The sequence below is a fragment of the Ruegeria sp. C2 genome (assembly GCF_056537765.1).
Window position 1 is genome coordinate 100,512 of the sequence record NZ_JBQFRZ010000007.1, and the last position, 13,264, is coordinate 113,775.

Sequence of the window (13,264 nt, forward strand, 5' to 3'; positions counted from 1 at the left end):
AAACAAAAAAAGACCCGCGCTTTTCAGCACGGGCCACCGAGGTACTTCAGGGAGAATTCTACCAGTCCATCGCGCCTTTCTCAGCATAGGCGTCGACAAGAAAATCAATGAATGCCCGAACCTTGGGCTGGGTGAAGCGGCCTGGCGGGTAAACGGCATAGATGCCCTGAACCTCATCCGGCAGTGACGGCATGGCGTCCACAACCTCACCCGATTTCAGCGCGTCGGCATAGAGATAGCTGGGCAGATGTGCGATCCCCAGCCCCGAAATGGCGGCATTCAGCAGCGATTGCCCGTCATTCACGCTCAGCCAGCCAGCTGTGCGCACTTGACGCTTTTCACCCGACGGCGCGGTCAGTTTCCAGACACTGCCCGAAGACTGGCTGGAATAATGCAGCAGCTTGTGTTCGTTCAGATCGTCGATCTTTTGCGGGCGGCCGAACTGTTCGATATATTTCGGCGATGCGACCAGACGTTTGACCGTCTCGGTCAGTTTACGGGCGCGCAGGGTGCTGTCTTCCAGTTCTCCGATACGCACGGCCACATCAAACCCTTCCGAAATCAGTTCCACATAGCGGTTGTTGAGCACCATATTCACAGTGATCTCGGGATAGGCAGACAGGAAATCCGACAGTACCGGCGACAGATGATTGACGCCGAAATCCGTTGCCACACTGATCCGCAGCAGACCAGAGGGCGCCGATTGCATCGAGGTCACCAGCGCATCCGCTTCGCCCGCGTCATTCAGAACGCGACGGGCGCGGTCATAATAGGCCAGTCCAATCTCGGTCGGTGATACACGGCGTGTGGTGCGGTTCAGCAGCCTCGCACCCAGCCGCGCCTCAAGGCTCGACACGTGTTTGGAAACGGCCGATTTGGAGATGCCCATTTTTTTGGCCGCGTCGGTGAAACCCCCTTGGTCCACCACGTTGGAAAAGGCCTCCATTTCGGTCAGTCGATCCATTCTCGTTCCCCAGGTCTTCTGTTCGTTGTCTCTTTATTGCGATCAATCTGGGCGAGAACTGGGCAGACATGGGATAATATCAGGGTTTTGAATCGGATCGTTTGCGACTGGGAAACGCCGAAATCGGCAGGGGCCAACCTGTAGGTTTCTGCGCAAATCCCCGATTTCTGGACTTTTTCCCAATCGTGCTATGATCAGGATGGCATTTTTGTGACCAAGGAGGAGAGTATGAAAGCCTATTTCACAGCCGCCATCCTGAGTCTTGCAGCAACCCTTTCCTGGGCCGCGGGAGAAACGCCCGCGAACCCCGATGCGAAGGTCTATTTCGTCAACCTGTCTGACGGGGACACGGTGCAATCACCCGTCACGATTGTATTCGGCCTCAGCGGTATGGGCGTCGCGCCAGCCGGAACCGAGGCTGAAAACACCGGCCACCACCACCTTTTGATCGATCGTCCGCCGCTGGGGCAGGGCGAGGACGGTGCGGATGAGCTGGCCTATGGCCTGCCCGCCGATGACAACCACATGCATTTCGGCGGCGGCCAGACCGAGGTGACATTGGACATGGAGCCCGGCGCACACACGCTGCAGCTGGTTCTGGGCGATGCGGGCCACGTGCCCCACGCAACGCCAATCATGTCCGAAGTGATCACGATCAACGTCGAGTAGGCGTCACGCGCTCTGCCCGTTGCCGGTTATGCGGCGACGGGCAGCAGGAACACGCCACGGGCAAGGTCGGAGTCCAGACGGTCGTTCGAATACCATTGCTTCAGCACGGATTTGGACATCAGATCCGGGTTGGCCGATACAAAATCCTCAAAACCGGTGGCCTGAGTGCCGGCCATACGCTCGGCAATCAGGCTCATGAACGCGTATGTGATCGTCAGATTGAATTTCATCGGGGCACCAGCCTTGGCGGCCAGCGTCCGAATGCCTTTGGCGTATGTCGCCGCCGCATCTATGAAGTCATATTTGCGCAACAGATCATAGGCCACCCGTACATGGTCAGCATGACCGAAGGTACTGTTGTCGATGGAGTGTGCTTCAAATGCGCAGGTGATGTCGGCGCATTGGCCTGAGTCATTCATTCTGTATCCTCCTTGAAGTTGTGGCTGTCCTCGGCGGTCCATTCCAGTTCGTAAACGCTTTTCAGCTGTTTGATTTTCTCAAGCGTTTCTTCGGAAAACGGTGGTTTGTTTTCAAAACTGTGCAGGGCAATGCCCTCAACCAGATCACCAAGAGACATGTCCAGCGACTCCGCCAGCCCTTTGAGAACTTTCAGCAGCCGCTTTTCGATTCGAATTCCAGTCTGGGTGCGTTCAATCTTTTTACTCATATGGTACATATGTACATATATAACATTAGAGTCAACTGCGCAGTCAAAAAAGGCCGCTTCCTGAGAAGCGACCCCTGAGAGCGAAGCGTTCTGATGCTGCCTTTACATCAAAACGTCGCCGCCAGCCGCGTGCCTTGATTGATCGCGCGTTTCGCGTCCAGTTCGGCGGCCACATCCGCGCCGCCGATCACGTGACAGGCGATCCCGCGTTCGCTCAGTTCATCGGCCAGCGACCGGTCCGAGACCTGTCCGGCGCAGAGCACTATCGTATCTGCCGCAATCACCGTCGGATCGTCGCGGGTTTCGCCAAAGCTGACATGCAGGCCGTCCTCATCGATGCGTTCGTAATTCACGCCGCCCACGAAATTGACGTCCTTCATCTTGAGCGTCGCCCGGTGAATCCAGCCCGTCGTCTTGCCCAGCCCTTTGCCGTGCCGCTGCGCCTTGCGCTGCAACAACGTGACCTGGCGGGCCGGGGCCGCAGGTTGCGGTCCCTCCGGTGCCAGGCCCGAACGGTGTGCCTCGGGGTCGGTCACGCCCCATTCCTTCATCCACAGCGGCAGGTCGATGGCGGGGCTGTGCCCGTCCTCCAGCAGGAACTCGGACACGTCAAAACCAATCCCGCCCGCGCCGATCACGGCGACGGATTTGCCAACCTCGGCCTTGCCGCGCAGCACGTCGATATAGCTGAGGACTGAGTCGCGCTCCTGCCCTGGAATCTGCGGATCGCGTGGGGTGACACCGGTGGCGATGACCACTTCGTCAAAGCCGGTCAGATCATCGGCACCGACCTCGCGGTTCAGTTCAACGGTCACACCCAGATCGTCCATCATGGTGCGATACCAGTCGACCAGTCCCCAGAACTCCTCTTTCCCCGGCACCTGCTTGGCCATGTTCAACTGGCCGCCAATCTCAGCGGCGCGGTCGAACAGGGTGACAGCATGGCCGCGCTGGGCCGCTGTCATCGCAGTGGACAGACCAGCCGGACCGGCACCCACGATGGCCACGGTCTTGGGCGCCTCGGCCTTGCCGATCACCAGCTCCGTCTCATGACAGGCGCGTGGGTTCACCAAACACGAGGTCAGTTTGCCCCCGAACGTATGATCCAGACAGGCCTGATTGCAGGCAATGCATGGCGCGATCTTCGCAGCCTCGCCCGCAATCGCCTTGTTGACGAAATCCGCATCCGCCAGCATGGGCCGCGCCAGCGAAACCATATCGGCGCATCCGGTCGACAGAACCTCTTCGGCCACTTCCGGCGTATTGATCCGGTTCGAGGTGATCACCGGGATCGAAACTTTGCCCATCAGCTTCTTCGTCACCCATGCGAACGCCGCGCGAGGCACGGAGGTTGCGATGGTCGGTATCCGCGCCTCGTGCCAGCCGATGCCGGTGTTGATGATCGTCGCCCCGGCCCGCTCGATCCGCTGCGCCAGCTCCACCACTTCCTCATGGGTCGAGCCATTGGGCACCAGATCGATCATCGACAGGCGATAGATGATGATGAAATCGGTGCCCACGGCTTCGCGTGTACGTTGCACAACTTCGATAGGCAGGCGCATCCGGTTTTCATAGGACCCGCCCCAGCGATCCTCACGCTTGTTGGTATGGTTCACCAGGAACTGGTTCAGGAAATACCCCTCGGACCCCATGATCTCGACCCCGTCATAGCCCGCCCGCTGCGCCAGAACAGCGGCGTTGACGATGTCGGCGATCTGCTTCTCGATCCCGTCCTCGTCCAACTCATGCGGCGGGAAGGGCGAGATCGGAGATTTCACCGGGCTCGGCGCCACGCATTTCGGCCCATAGGCATAGCGCCCCGCGTGCAGAATCTGCATCGCGATCTTGCCACCGGCCCCATGCACACGGTCGGTCACGATGGAATGGTTCGCCACATCCTTCTCGGTGGTCATCATTGACGCCCCCGGCAGCACCGAGCCCTCAAGGTTCGGACCAATCCCGCCCGTCACCATCAGCGCCACACCCCCACGTGCCCGGTCGGCATAGAACTCGGCCACCCGGTTCCAGTCGCCGGTCTCTTCCAGCCCGGTATGCATCGACCCCATCAGCACCCGGTTTTTCAGAGTGGTAAAGCCCAGATCCAGCGGGGCCAGCATGTTTGGGTACGCGGTCATGGCGAAACTCTCCCTCCCGATTTCGAGGGCTAGATTGACCTCCGCGTCATCTTTGTCACGCGAAACCTAACGTCATTCCCTTTGCCTTCGGCGCGCCAGTTGCTAGAGACGCTGCAAAGCTTGTTCACGAGGCCGCACATGACCCCTGATGAGATCGCCAAACTGCCCTATCGCCCTTGTGTCGGGCTGATGCTGATGAATGCCGAAGGCAAGATCTTTGTCGGCCAGCGCAATGACCGTCACAAAGACGCATGGCAGATGCCACAGGGTGGTGTAGACAAGGGTGAAGACCCGCGCGACGCGGCCCTGCGTGAGCTTTGGGAAGAAACTGGCGTGACCGCCGATCTGATCGAAATCATCGCCGAGACCGACGGCTGGCTGCCCTATGATCTGCCCCACGATATCGTGCCGAAAATCTGGAAAGGCCGCTTTCGCGGGCAAGAGCAGAAATGGTACCTGATGCGCTTCAAGGGCCGTGACGACCAGATCAACATCGCAACCGATCACCCCGAGTTCACCCAATGGAAATGGCAGGACCCCGCGCGCCTGACCGCCGAAATCGTGCCCTTCAAGCGCGAGGTCTATGAACAGGTGGTCGCGGCATTTGCAGAACACCTGCGCTGATCACCTCAACCTCATGACCTGACAACTTGCTGTGAGTGGCATAGCGCTGGGCCACATGCCTCCCTAGCCTCTGAGGCATGAAGGACAGCGCAGATCACCAAATTTCAAACGCCATCGGAACAGCCCCCGCAGGTCGTCGATTTCATGGGGCTGACCGCCGCGCGCCGCTGCGAGACGGGCTCTGGTCCGCTGGCGAATACGGACCCGGTCAGACTGCAGGCCGGTTCTATCCCATCGCCTGCGTCGCGCTTGAGGTGACTCAGCGCTGCAACCTCGATTGCACGCTCTGTTATCTCTCGGACCGGGCCGAGATGACCTATGACCCCCCGCTTTCGGTCCTGTTCGCGCGGCTGGCGACGATCCACAGCCACTATGGCCCCGGTGTTTCGGTCCAGCTGACGGGTGGCGACCCGACCCTGCGCAAGATCGAAGACCTCGAAGCGCTGTGCCGCGAGATCAGCCGTCTGGGTATGCGCTCCTGCCTGATGACCAATGGCATCCGCGCCAGCCGGGCCGCTCTGACACGGTTGGCGGCGGCGGGGCTGGACGATGTGGCCTTTCACGTCGACCTGACGCAGGAACGTCGGGGGTTCGAAACCGAGGTCGAACTCAACACGGTGCGCAGCGCCTATATCCGTCGGGCCGAGGGGCTGGGTCTGCGCATCCTGTTCAACACCACCGTGTTCGAGGGCAATTTTGCCGAACTGCCCGCGCTCGCACGGTTCCTGCGCGACCAACCCGAGGTTGCCTTCGTGTCCTTCCAGATGCAGGCCGATACCGGGCGTGGCGTACTGCGTGAACGGCCCGACATGATCACGCAGGACAGTGTTATGAGTGCCGTGGAAGAGGGCTACGAGACCCCCTTGCATTTTGGCGCCGCCGCAGTGGGTCATGCGAAATGCAACCGCTATGCCAGCGTGTTCACGGCGGGTGGCAAGGCCCGGTCGACCTTGTCCAACCACCGCCTCGTGCATCGCGTGATCGACGCGCTGGAACAGCAGGACCGGTCCGAGGACGGGCATCTGGACATCCACGACAGCGTGCGGCGCCTGGCACTGCGTCGGCCCTTGCTGGCCTTGCGCGCCGCGGCGCATCTGGTGGAATGCGTGCTGCGTCTTGGAACCGGTTTGCTGCGGGGTCCTGTGCGACGGCAGGCGGTGTTCATCCATAACTTCATGGCGGCTGACGCGCTGGAGGAGGATCGCTGCGCCTCCTGCGTCTTCATGGTCGCCACCGCCAATGGCCCGCTGTCGATGTGCGCCCACAACGCACAACGCGATCTGCATCTTGCGGCCCCCGACCGGATTGACGGTGAGGACGGTCCGCGCTGGTGGAACGCCGCCGCGCAAGATCTGTCCAAAGGCCCCGATTTGCCCGATTTGAACGACCCCGCGCTTGCACCGATAAAAAAGCTCAAAGGACAACTGAGGGCGCAACGCGCCAACCGGAAGGCCGCCTCATGAGAAATCTGCTTATCCTGCTGCTGCTTCCTCTGCTGGCCGCCTGCGCCAGCGTCGAACGTCTCGCCTTGCCCGCCGCCGCGCCGCTTGAGAACACGGCCCTGACCCGCACCGCGCTGCCACCCGGTGAGCGTGTCGACCATCGCGACTGGAGCACCTTTCTGAACCGCTATGTCATGACCGATGCGCAGGGCGTGAACCGCGTGACCTACGCGCAGGTCACCGAGGCGGACAAGGCGCGGTTGGACCGGTACCTGAGTGATCTGCAAAAGGTTGACCCGGCAGCGCTGACCCGTGATCAGCAACTCGCTTACTGGATCAATCTGTATAACGCTCTGACGGTTGATCTGATCCTTGAAAACTATCCCGTCGCCTCGATCCGGGATATCACGGATGGCGCGTTTTCCTTTGGGCCATGGGATCGGCCTCTGGCGTTGGTACAAGGGCAGACGTTGACGCTGAACGAAATCGAACACCGCATCATCCGCCCCACATTCGATGAGCTGCGCATCCACTATGCTCTGAACTGCGCCGCCGTGGGATGCCCCAATCTGATGGACCGTGCGTGGCAGGCCGAGACTCTGGAGCGGGATTTCGCAGCGGCCGAACGCGCCTATGTCAACGACCCGCGCGGCGTGCGGTATGACGCCCGCGGGCGGCTGATCCTGTCCAAAATCTACATCTGGTTCAGAGAGGATTTCGGAGCGAACGAGAAGGCGGTGATCGCCTATCTCGAAACGGCGGCGGAACCCGAGTTACGGGCGCGATTGCAAGAGACGCCGCGCGTGAGTGCCTATGAATACGACTGGGCACTGAACGATGCTGCGACGGGTTCCTAAAGGCGCGGCTCGGCGTTTTACAGTAACCCTTCGGCGCGCAGCAGTTCCTGCATATTCGCTTCCGGCCTCGGGCCGATATGGCTGATCACTTCACGCGCGCAGACATTGCCGATCCGGGCGCAGGTCTCGTAATCGCGGCCCGTGGCCATGCCGAACAGGAACCCGGCGGCGAACTGATCGCCCGCGCCGGTGGCATCCACGGGCACCACTTTTTCAACCGGCACGTCAACGCGCTGGCCGTCATACAGCACCGTCACGCCATCGCCCGAGCGGGTGCATACGATCAAAGGGCAGATCTCAGCCGTTTTGGCCAGCGCTTCCTCCAGATCGTCGGTTTCGAACAGCGACTTGATCTCTTCCTCATTGCCGATCACGAAATCCAGCTCGTTCTCGATCAGCAGCAGGAAATCGACCCGGTGGCGCTCCACGCAGAACGGATCGGAAATGGCGATCCCCGCCTTGCCGCCACCCTTGTGACAGGCGCGCGCGGCCTCAAGGAATGCGGCCTTGCCCTTTTCCTTGTCGAACAGATAGCCCTCAAGAAACATGATCTGGCTGCCACCTGCGACGTCACTGGACACATCCTCGGACGACAGTTCCGAGGATATCCCCAGATAGGTGTTCATCGACCGCTCGCCATCGGGTGATACAAAGATCATCGAACGCGAGGTCGGCAGCTCTCCGCCCGGCACCGGCGGGTTGACGAAATCCACCCCGTCTTCGTTCATCGCATCCGCATAGAACCGGCCCAAGGCGTCATCATGCACTCGCCCGATGAACGCAGAATCCAAACCCAGCGCACCTGCACCGGCAATCGTGTTGGCCACCGAGCCGCCCGGCGTCTGCACCCGGCTTTCCATCGAAGCATAGAGCAGCTCACCCCGCTCCTGCTCAATCAACTGCATGATGCCCTTTTCGATACCCATCAGCTCTAGGAAACTGTCATCGGCCTGGGAAATCACGTCCACAACGGCATTTCCGATGCCGGTGAGCTGGTAGGTCTTCATTGGGTCTTGTCCTCGAATTGACAGAGATCACGGATGATGCAGGTCGGGCATTGCGGCTTGCGCGCCTTGCAATGGTACCGGCCATGCAGGATCAGCCAGTGATGCGCATGGAGTTGAAAGTCAGCAGGGATATTGTCTTCGATGGCGCGTTCAACCGCGTCCACGTCTTTGCCGGGGCAGATGCCGGTGCGGTTGCCGACACGGAAGATATGCGTATCCACCGCTTGCGCCGGTTGCCGCCACCACATGTTCAGAACCACATTGGCGGTTTTGCGGCCCACCCCGGGCAGCGATTGCAGCGCCGCGCGGGAATTGGGCACCTCGCCGCCGTAGTCTTCGACCAGAATACGGCTCAGCTTGATCACGTTCTTTGCCTTCTGGCGGAACAGGCCGATGGTCTTGATATGCTCGATCAGCCCCTCTTCGCCCAGATCTAGCATCTTCTGTGGCGTGTCGGCGATCTTGAACAGTTCGCGCGTGGCTTTGTTGACGCCCGCATCGGTCGCCTGCGCCGACAGCGCCACGGCGACGACCAGAGTATAGACGTTCACATGCTCCAACTCGCCCTTGGGTTCGGGGTCGGCGTCCTGAAAACGCGTAAAGATCTCGCGGATCGTGTGATAATCGAGTTGCTTTGCCATCCGCGCCTTAATGCCGCCCGCCGGGCCGTGACACAAGCCCAAAGCCAATGCGCAAGTTCCGGGTCGCTTGGGCGTGGCCCGCGCGCTATGGTTTAACCCAGAGAATGAGGTGAGACCCATGAACATCCAGACACCGGAAAGCGGATATCACTACAACGTCATGCGACGCGCGATCGAGCTGATTGATCAGGGCGGGGAAACACTCAGCCTCGAAGAACTTGCCCGCCAGATGGACATGAGCCCCGCGCATTTTCAGCGCCTGTTCTCGCGCTGGACCGGGGTTTCGCCGAAACGCTACCAGCAATACCTGACACTTGGCCACGCCAAGGCGCTGCTGCGGGAACGCTTCACCACTTTGGAGACCGCCCATAACGTGGGCCTCTCCGGCAGCGGGCGACTGCACGATCTGTTCCTGAAATGGGAATCCATGAGCCCCGGCGAATACGCCCGCAGAGGCGCAGGGCTGACCATCTATTGGGGCTGGTTCGAAAGCCCCTTTGGCCCGGCACTGGTCATGGGCACCGACAAGGGCATCTGCGGCATGGCTTTCGGCGCTGAGACCGGCGAAGAAGACGCGATGGACGACATGCTCTCCCGCTGGCCGCAGGCAGAGTTTATCGAAGACCCGATGCGCCTGCGCCCCTGGGTTCTAAGCGCTTTTGGCGCCGCCAGTGACAAGTTGGGGCCGACACCCTTGTACCTGATCGGCTCGCCCTTGCAGATCAAGGTGTGGGAGGCGCTGATGCATATCCCCTCGGGCCAGGTCACAACTTATTCCGAGATTGCTGAGCGGGTCGGCTCACCGCAAGCCGTGCGCGCCGTGGGTACGGCGGTGGGGCGCAACCCGGTAAGCTGGCTGATCCCTTGCCATCGCGCCCTGCGCAAGTCGGGGGGCTTGGGCGGCTATCACTGGGGTTTGCCAGTGAAGCGCGCCATGCTGGCGTATGAAGCCGCTCAGGCGGATGCCTGAGAGACAGAGCGAGGCACCCTTGGGTGCCTCACAATTGGATCACGACGGGCCGCGACTACTCTGCCGCCCAGCCGCCGACGGCCTTGATCTCAAGGAAGTCTTCCAGCCCGAAAACACCACCTTCGCGTCCGTTTCCGGACTGCTTCATGCCGCCAAAGGGTGAGCCTGCGCTGCGCGATTGCCCGTTCATCTCAACCATGCCCGAGCGCAACGCCCGCGCCATGCGGTTGGCGCGGTCACCATCCTGCGTCTGGACATAGTTGGTCAGCCCGTAAGGCGTGTCATTGGCGATCTCGACAGCTTCTTCCTCGGTATCGAACGGGATCATAGTCAGAACCGGGCCAAAGATCTCCTCGCGCGCGATGGTCATTTGGTTGTTGGCATCGGCAAAGACCGTGGGGCGCACATAGTAGCCCTTGTTCAGACCTTCGGGCCGACCGGTGCCACCTGCAACCAGCCGTGCGCCCTCATCGATGCCCTTCTGGATCAGGTCCTGGATCTTGGTCCATTGTACCTCATTCACAACGGGGCCAATATGACGGCCTTCCTCTGTGGCCGGGCCAACCGCGACCTTGTTGGCCACCTCGGCAGCGGTCTCAACCGCTTGGTCATAGATCGGGCGCTGCACCAGCATACGGCTTGGCGCGTTACAGCTTTGACCGGTGTTGTTCATCATGTGCAGAACACCACGCTTCACGGCCTTCTCATCCGCATCCGCAAAGACCACATTGGCACCTTTGCCACCCAGCTCAAGATGCACTTTCTTCAGCGTGTCCGCGGCATTTTTCGAAATCGCCGTGCCTGCGCGGGTTGAGCCGGTGAAGCTGACCATATCGACATCCGGGTGACCCGAAAGCCGTGATCCCACGCCAACGCCGTCGCCGTTCACAAGGTTGAACACACCAGCCGGGAATCCAGCCTCATCCATCATCTCGGCAAAGATCATTGCGTTCAGCGGGCTTTGTTCCGACGGTTTCAGCACCATCGTACACCCGGCAATCGCCGCCGCACCGACCTTGAGCGTGATCTGGTTCATCGGCCAGTTCCACGGCGTGATCAGGGCGGCCACGCCGACGGCTTCATAGATGATCCGGTCGTTTGGCGCGTGATCGCCCAGCGGACGCTCGAAGGGGAACGCCTTGGCCGCGCGGATGAAGTTCTTCAGATGCCAGATCCCGGCCCCGACCTGCTGCGTGCGCGACATATCGATGGGCGCGCCCATTTCATGTGACATGGCCTGCGCCAGATCCTCGGTACGGGTGCTGTAGACCTCGACCAGCTTCTCGACCAGCGCGATACGTTCTTCGACCGGAGTTGCCATCCAGCCGGGCAGGGCGGCCTTGGCTGCGGCAACGGCGGCATCCGTATCGGCGGCACCGCCCAGCGAGATCACCGCGCAGGGTTCTTCCGTCGAAGGGTCGATAACCTGAAAATCGTTGGGCTTGACCGGTGCAGTCCACTGGCCATTGATATAGAAATCACGTTTTTCGATCATTGAGCGTGCCTCCGCAATAAAAGAAATCGACCGATTGGTCGGTTATTGGCACTTTGTCACTGCATGTTTCCCGGGGCAAGTGGAAAGCTTTATAGATTTGCGGCACCGGCTGAAATGACGCTGGGTCAGGAATGAAAGGTTTAACCCGGCGGCAAAGTGATTAAGTTGGCAGCAACCGAGTCGACAAACACAAACAGAGGAGACGCCCCATGGGTTTACGCATCAATGATACCGTCCCGAATTTCACGGCAGAAACGGATCAGGGAACCATTCAGTTCCACGATTGGATCGGCGACAACTGGGCGATCCTGTTCTCGCATCCCAAGGATTTCACCCCTGTCTGCACCACCGAATTTTCTGCCGTTGCGCAGCTGAACGACGAATGGGCGGCCCGCAATGCCAAGGTGATTGGCGTATCGGTTGATGGTGTCGAAGACCACAAGAAGTGGAAGAAAGACATCGAAGAGTATGGCAAGGCCAATCCCGGTTTTCCGATCATCGCCGATGACGGGCTCGCGGTATCCAAAGCCTTCGACATGCTGCCCGCCGAAGCCTACCTGCCCGATGGCCGCACCCCTGCTGACAGTGCCACGGTGCGCTCGGTCTTTATCATCGGGCCGGACAAGCAGTTGAAACTGTCGATGACCTATCCGATGACCGTGGGCCGCAACTTTGCCGAAATCCTGCGCGCGCTGGACGGGTTGCAGATGTCGGCCAAGGGTGTTGCGACGCCTGCGAACTGGGTTCCGGGTGAAGACGTAATCATCCCGCCTGCGGTTTCCAACGAAGAAGCCAAAGAGAAGTTCGGCGAGTTCGAGACGATCTTTCCGTATCTGCGCAAGACCAAAGCACCGGCCTGAGTTGAAGACTGGTCAGGGGGGCTGTCTGCCCCCCATCGCGCCTTAGGGCGCGATCCCCCCCGAGGATATTTCTGGCCAGATGAAGCTGGGGACTAGGATCTGTTTGTGGTTTTGGTCTGCGACATGAGCTGGCTTATGGCTTCGCCGGGCATTGCGTCCCGCGCGTAGTCGAAGGTTCCCGAAAGGCGGACTTCTTGCGCAGCGCGCATCAGCGCCCCGAATGCAGCGCGCGCGAAAGACCCGCCGACGCTGATGCGTTTCACACCGGCATCGGCCAGTTCAGCGACGCTGTATCCCGGGCCGCTCAATCCCATCACCACATTGACGGGTTTGTCCACTTCGTGGCAGACCGTTCGGATCGCTTCGATATCGGGCAGGCCCGGGGCGTAGAGCACATCTGCTCCGGCCTCGGAAAATGCCTGTAGGCGGCGGATTGTATCGGTGAGATCGGGGTTGCCGCAGATGAAATTCTCGGCGCGGGCGGTCAGCAGGAAATCTTGCCCCGATGCCGCCTCTGCCGCAGCGCGGATACGATCGATGGCCTGTGCGAACTCATAGATGGGGGTGCCGGGATCGCCCGTGGCATCTTCGATCGATCCGCCGACAAGGCCGGCGGCGCAGGCCTTTACGACCGTCTCGGCGCAGATGTCGGAGGTTGCGCCAAACCCATCTTCGAGGTCTGCCGATACCGGCAACTCGGTCGCCGCAGTGATTTCGGTGGCATTGATCAGAATCTCCTGCCTGCTCAGGCTCGCGAAGGAATCACGCTTGCCTTTCGAGAAAGCGTAACCTGCACTGGTGGTGGCCAATGCTTCGAATCCAAGGCTTGTCAGCAGCCGGGCCGACCCGGCATCCCATGGGTTAGGCATGACAAAGGCGGTGTCTCGTTCATGCAGCGCCTTGAAATGCTGGTATTTCTCGCTTCGGTTCATA

The 13,264-nt window shown here is 60.4% G+C and carries 14 protein-coding genes; 6 read left to right on the top strand and 8 right to left on the bottom strand.

What is annotated here, in order from left to right; all coding sequences use genetic code 11:
- Positions 1-58: 58 nt before the first annotated feature.
- On the bottom strand, positions 59-964 hold the full coding sequence (locus ACR0IV_RS17750) for a LysR family transcriptional regulator (protein WP_480471587.1): 906 nt from the start codon (positions 962-964) through the stop codon (positions 59-61).
- A gap of 228 nt (positions 965-1,192) precedes the next feature.
- Here ACR0IV_RS17750 and ACR0IV_RS17755 point away from each other — a divergent pair, with 228 nt between their 5' ends.
- Positions 1,193-1,633, top strand: a complete 441-nt coding sequence (locus tag ACR0IV_RS17755) for a DUF4399 domain-containing protein (RefSeq protein WP_480659930.1) — start codon at positions 1,193-1,195, stop codon at positions 1,631-1,633.
- Positions 1,634-1,659: 26 nt separating this feature from the next.
- Here the strand turns inward: ACR0IV_RS17755 and ACR0IV_RS17760 are convergent, their stop codons facing one another.
- The 3 genes from ACR0IV_RS17760 to ACR0IV_RS17770 form a co-directional block, all read right to left on the bottom strand.
- Positions 1,660-2,052: a hypothetical protein gene (locus tag ACR0IV_RS17760; RefSeq protein ID WP_480659929.1), complete on the bottom strand. Its 393-nt coding sequence runs from the start codon at positions 2,050-2,052 to the stop codon at positions 1,660-1,662.
- A complete protein-coding gene (locus ACR0IV_RS17765; RefSeq protein WP_480471590.1) occupies positions 2,049-2,300 on the bottom strand; it encodes a hypothetical protein in 252 nt (83 codons plus the stop codon). The genes ACR0IV_RS17760 and ACR0IV_RS17765 overlap by 4 nt, the downstream gene beginning before the upstream one ends.
- Positions 2,301-2,407: 107 nt before the next feature.
- A complete protein-coding gene (locus ACR0IV_RS17770) occupies positions 2,408-4,435 on the bottom strand; it encodes an FAD-dependent oxidoreductase (RefSeq protein WP_480659928.1) in 2,028 nt (675 codons plus the stop codon).
- Positions 4,436-4,573: 138 nt separating this feature from the next.
- Between ACR0IV_RS17770 and ACR0IV_RS17775 the strand changes: the two genes are divergently transcribed.
- The 3 genes from ACR0IV_RS17775 (at position 4,574) to ACR0IV_RS17785 (ending at position 7,358) form a co-directional block, all read left to right on the top strand.
- A complete protein-coding gene (locus ACR0IV_RS17775; protein ID WP_480471592.1) occupies positions 4,574-5,059 on the top strand; it encodes an RNA pyrophosphohydrolase in 486 nt (161 codons plus the stop codon).
- Positions 5,060-5,136: 77 nt separating this feature from the next.
- Positions 5,137-6,522, top strand: coding sequence for a radical SAM protein (locus tag ACR0IV_RS17780; RefSeq protein WP_480659927.1), 1,386 nt, complete (start codon positions 5,137-5,139; stop codon positions 6,520-6,522).
- Positions 6,519-7,358 (top strand): DUF547 domain-containing protein, encoded by an 840-nt coding sequence (locus ACR0IV_RS17785; protein ID WP_480659926.1) that lies wholly within the window; start codon positions 6,519-6,521, stop codon positions 7,356-7,358. Before ACR0IV_RS17780 ends, ACR0IV_RS17785 begins: the two co-directional genes overlap by 4 nt.
- 17 nt (positions 7,359-7,375) lie before the next feature.
- Here ACR0IV_RS17785 and ACR0IV_RS17790 read toward each other — a convergent pair whose 3' ends face one another.
- Together ACR0IV_RS17790 and nth are read right to left on the bottom strand one after the other, a co-directional pair.
- Positions 7,376-8,365 carry an adenosine kinase gene (locus tag ACR0IV_RS17790; protein WP_480659925.1) on the bottom strand — a complete coding sequence of 330 codons (990 nt, stop codon included), beginning with the start codon at positions 8,363-8,365 and terminating at the stop codon, positions 7,376-7,378.
- Positions 8,362-9,006, bottom strand: coding sequence for an endonuclease III (gene nth / locus ACR0IV_RS17795; protein ID WP_480471596.1), 645 nt, complete (start codon positions 9,004-9,006; stop codon positions 8,362-8,364). The genes ACR0IV_RS17790 and nth overlap by 4 nt, the downstream gene beginning before the upstream one ends.
- A 118-nt stretch (positions 9,007-9,124) precedes the next feature.
- Between nth and ACR0IV_RS17800 the strand changes: the two genes are divergently transcribed.
- Entirely contained in the window at positions 9,125-9,976 is an 852-nt protein-coding gene (locus ACR0IV_RS17800) for a methylated-DNA--[protein]-cysteine S-methyltransferase (protein ID WP_480471597.1), read from the top strand.
- A gap of 55 nt (positions 9,977-10,031) precedes the next feature.
- On the opposite strand, the gene ACR0IV_RS17805 is transcribed toward ACR0IV_RS17800, so the two are convergent.
- Positions 10,032-11,471, bottom strand: a complete 1,440-nt coding sequence (locus ACR0IV_RS17805; protein ID WP_480659924.1) for an aldehyde dehydrogenase family protein — start codon at positions 11,469-11,471, stop codon at positions 10,032-10,034.
- A gap of 209 nt (positions 11,472-11,680) precedes the next feature.
- Between ACR0IV_RS17805 and ACR0IV_RS17810 the strand changes: the two genes are divergently transcribed.
- A complete protein-coding gene (locus ACR0IV_RS17810; RefSeq protein WP_480659923.1) occupies positions 11,681-12,331 on the top strand; it encodes a peroxiredoxin in 651 nt (216 codons plus the stop codon).
- A 92-nt stretch (positions 12,332-12,423) separates the two neighbouring features.
- On the opposite strand, the gene ACR0IV_RS17815 is transcribed toward ACR0IV_RS17810, so the two are convergent.
- On the bottom strand, positions 12,424-13,263 hold the full coding sequence (locus tag ACR0IV_RS17815) for an isocitrate lyase/PEP mutase family protein (protein WP_480659922.1): 840 nt from the start codon (positions 13,261-13,263) through the stop codon (positions 12,424-12,426).
- Between the last annotated feature and the right edge of the window lies 1 nt (position 13,264).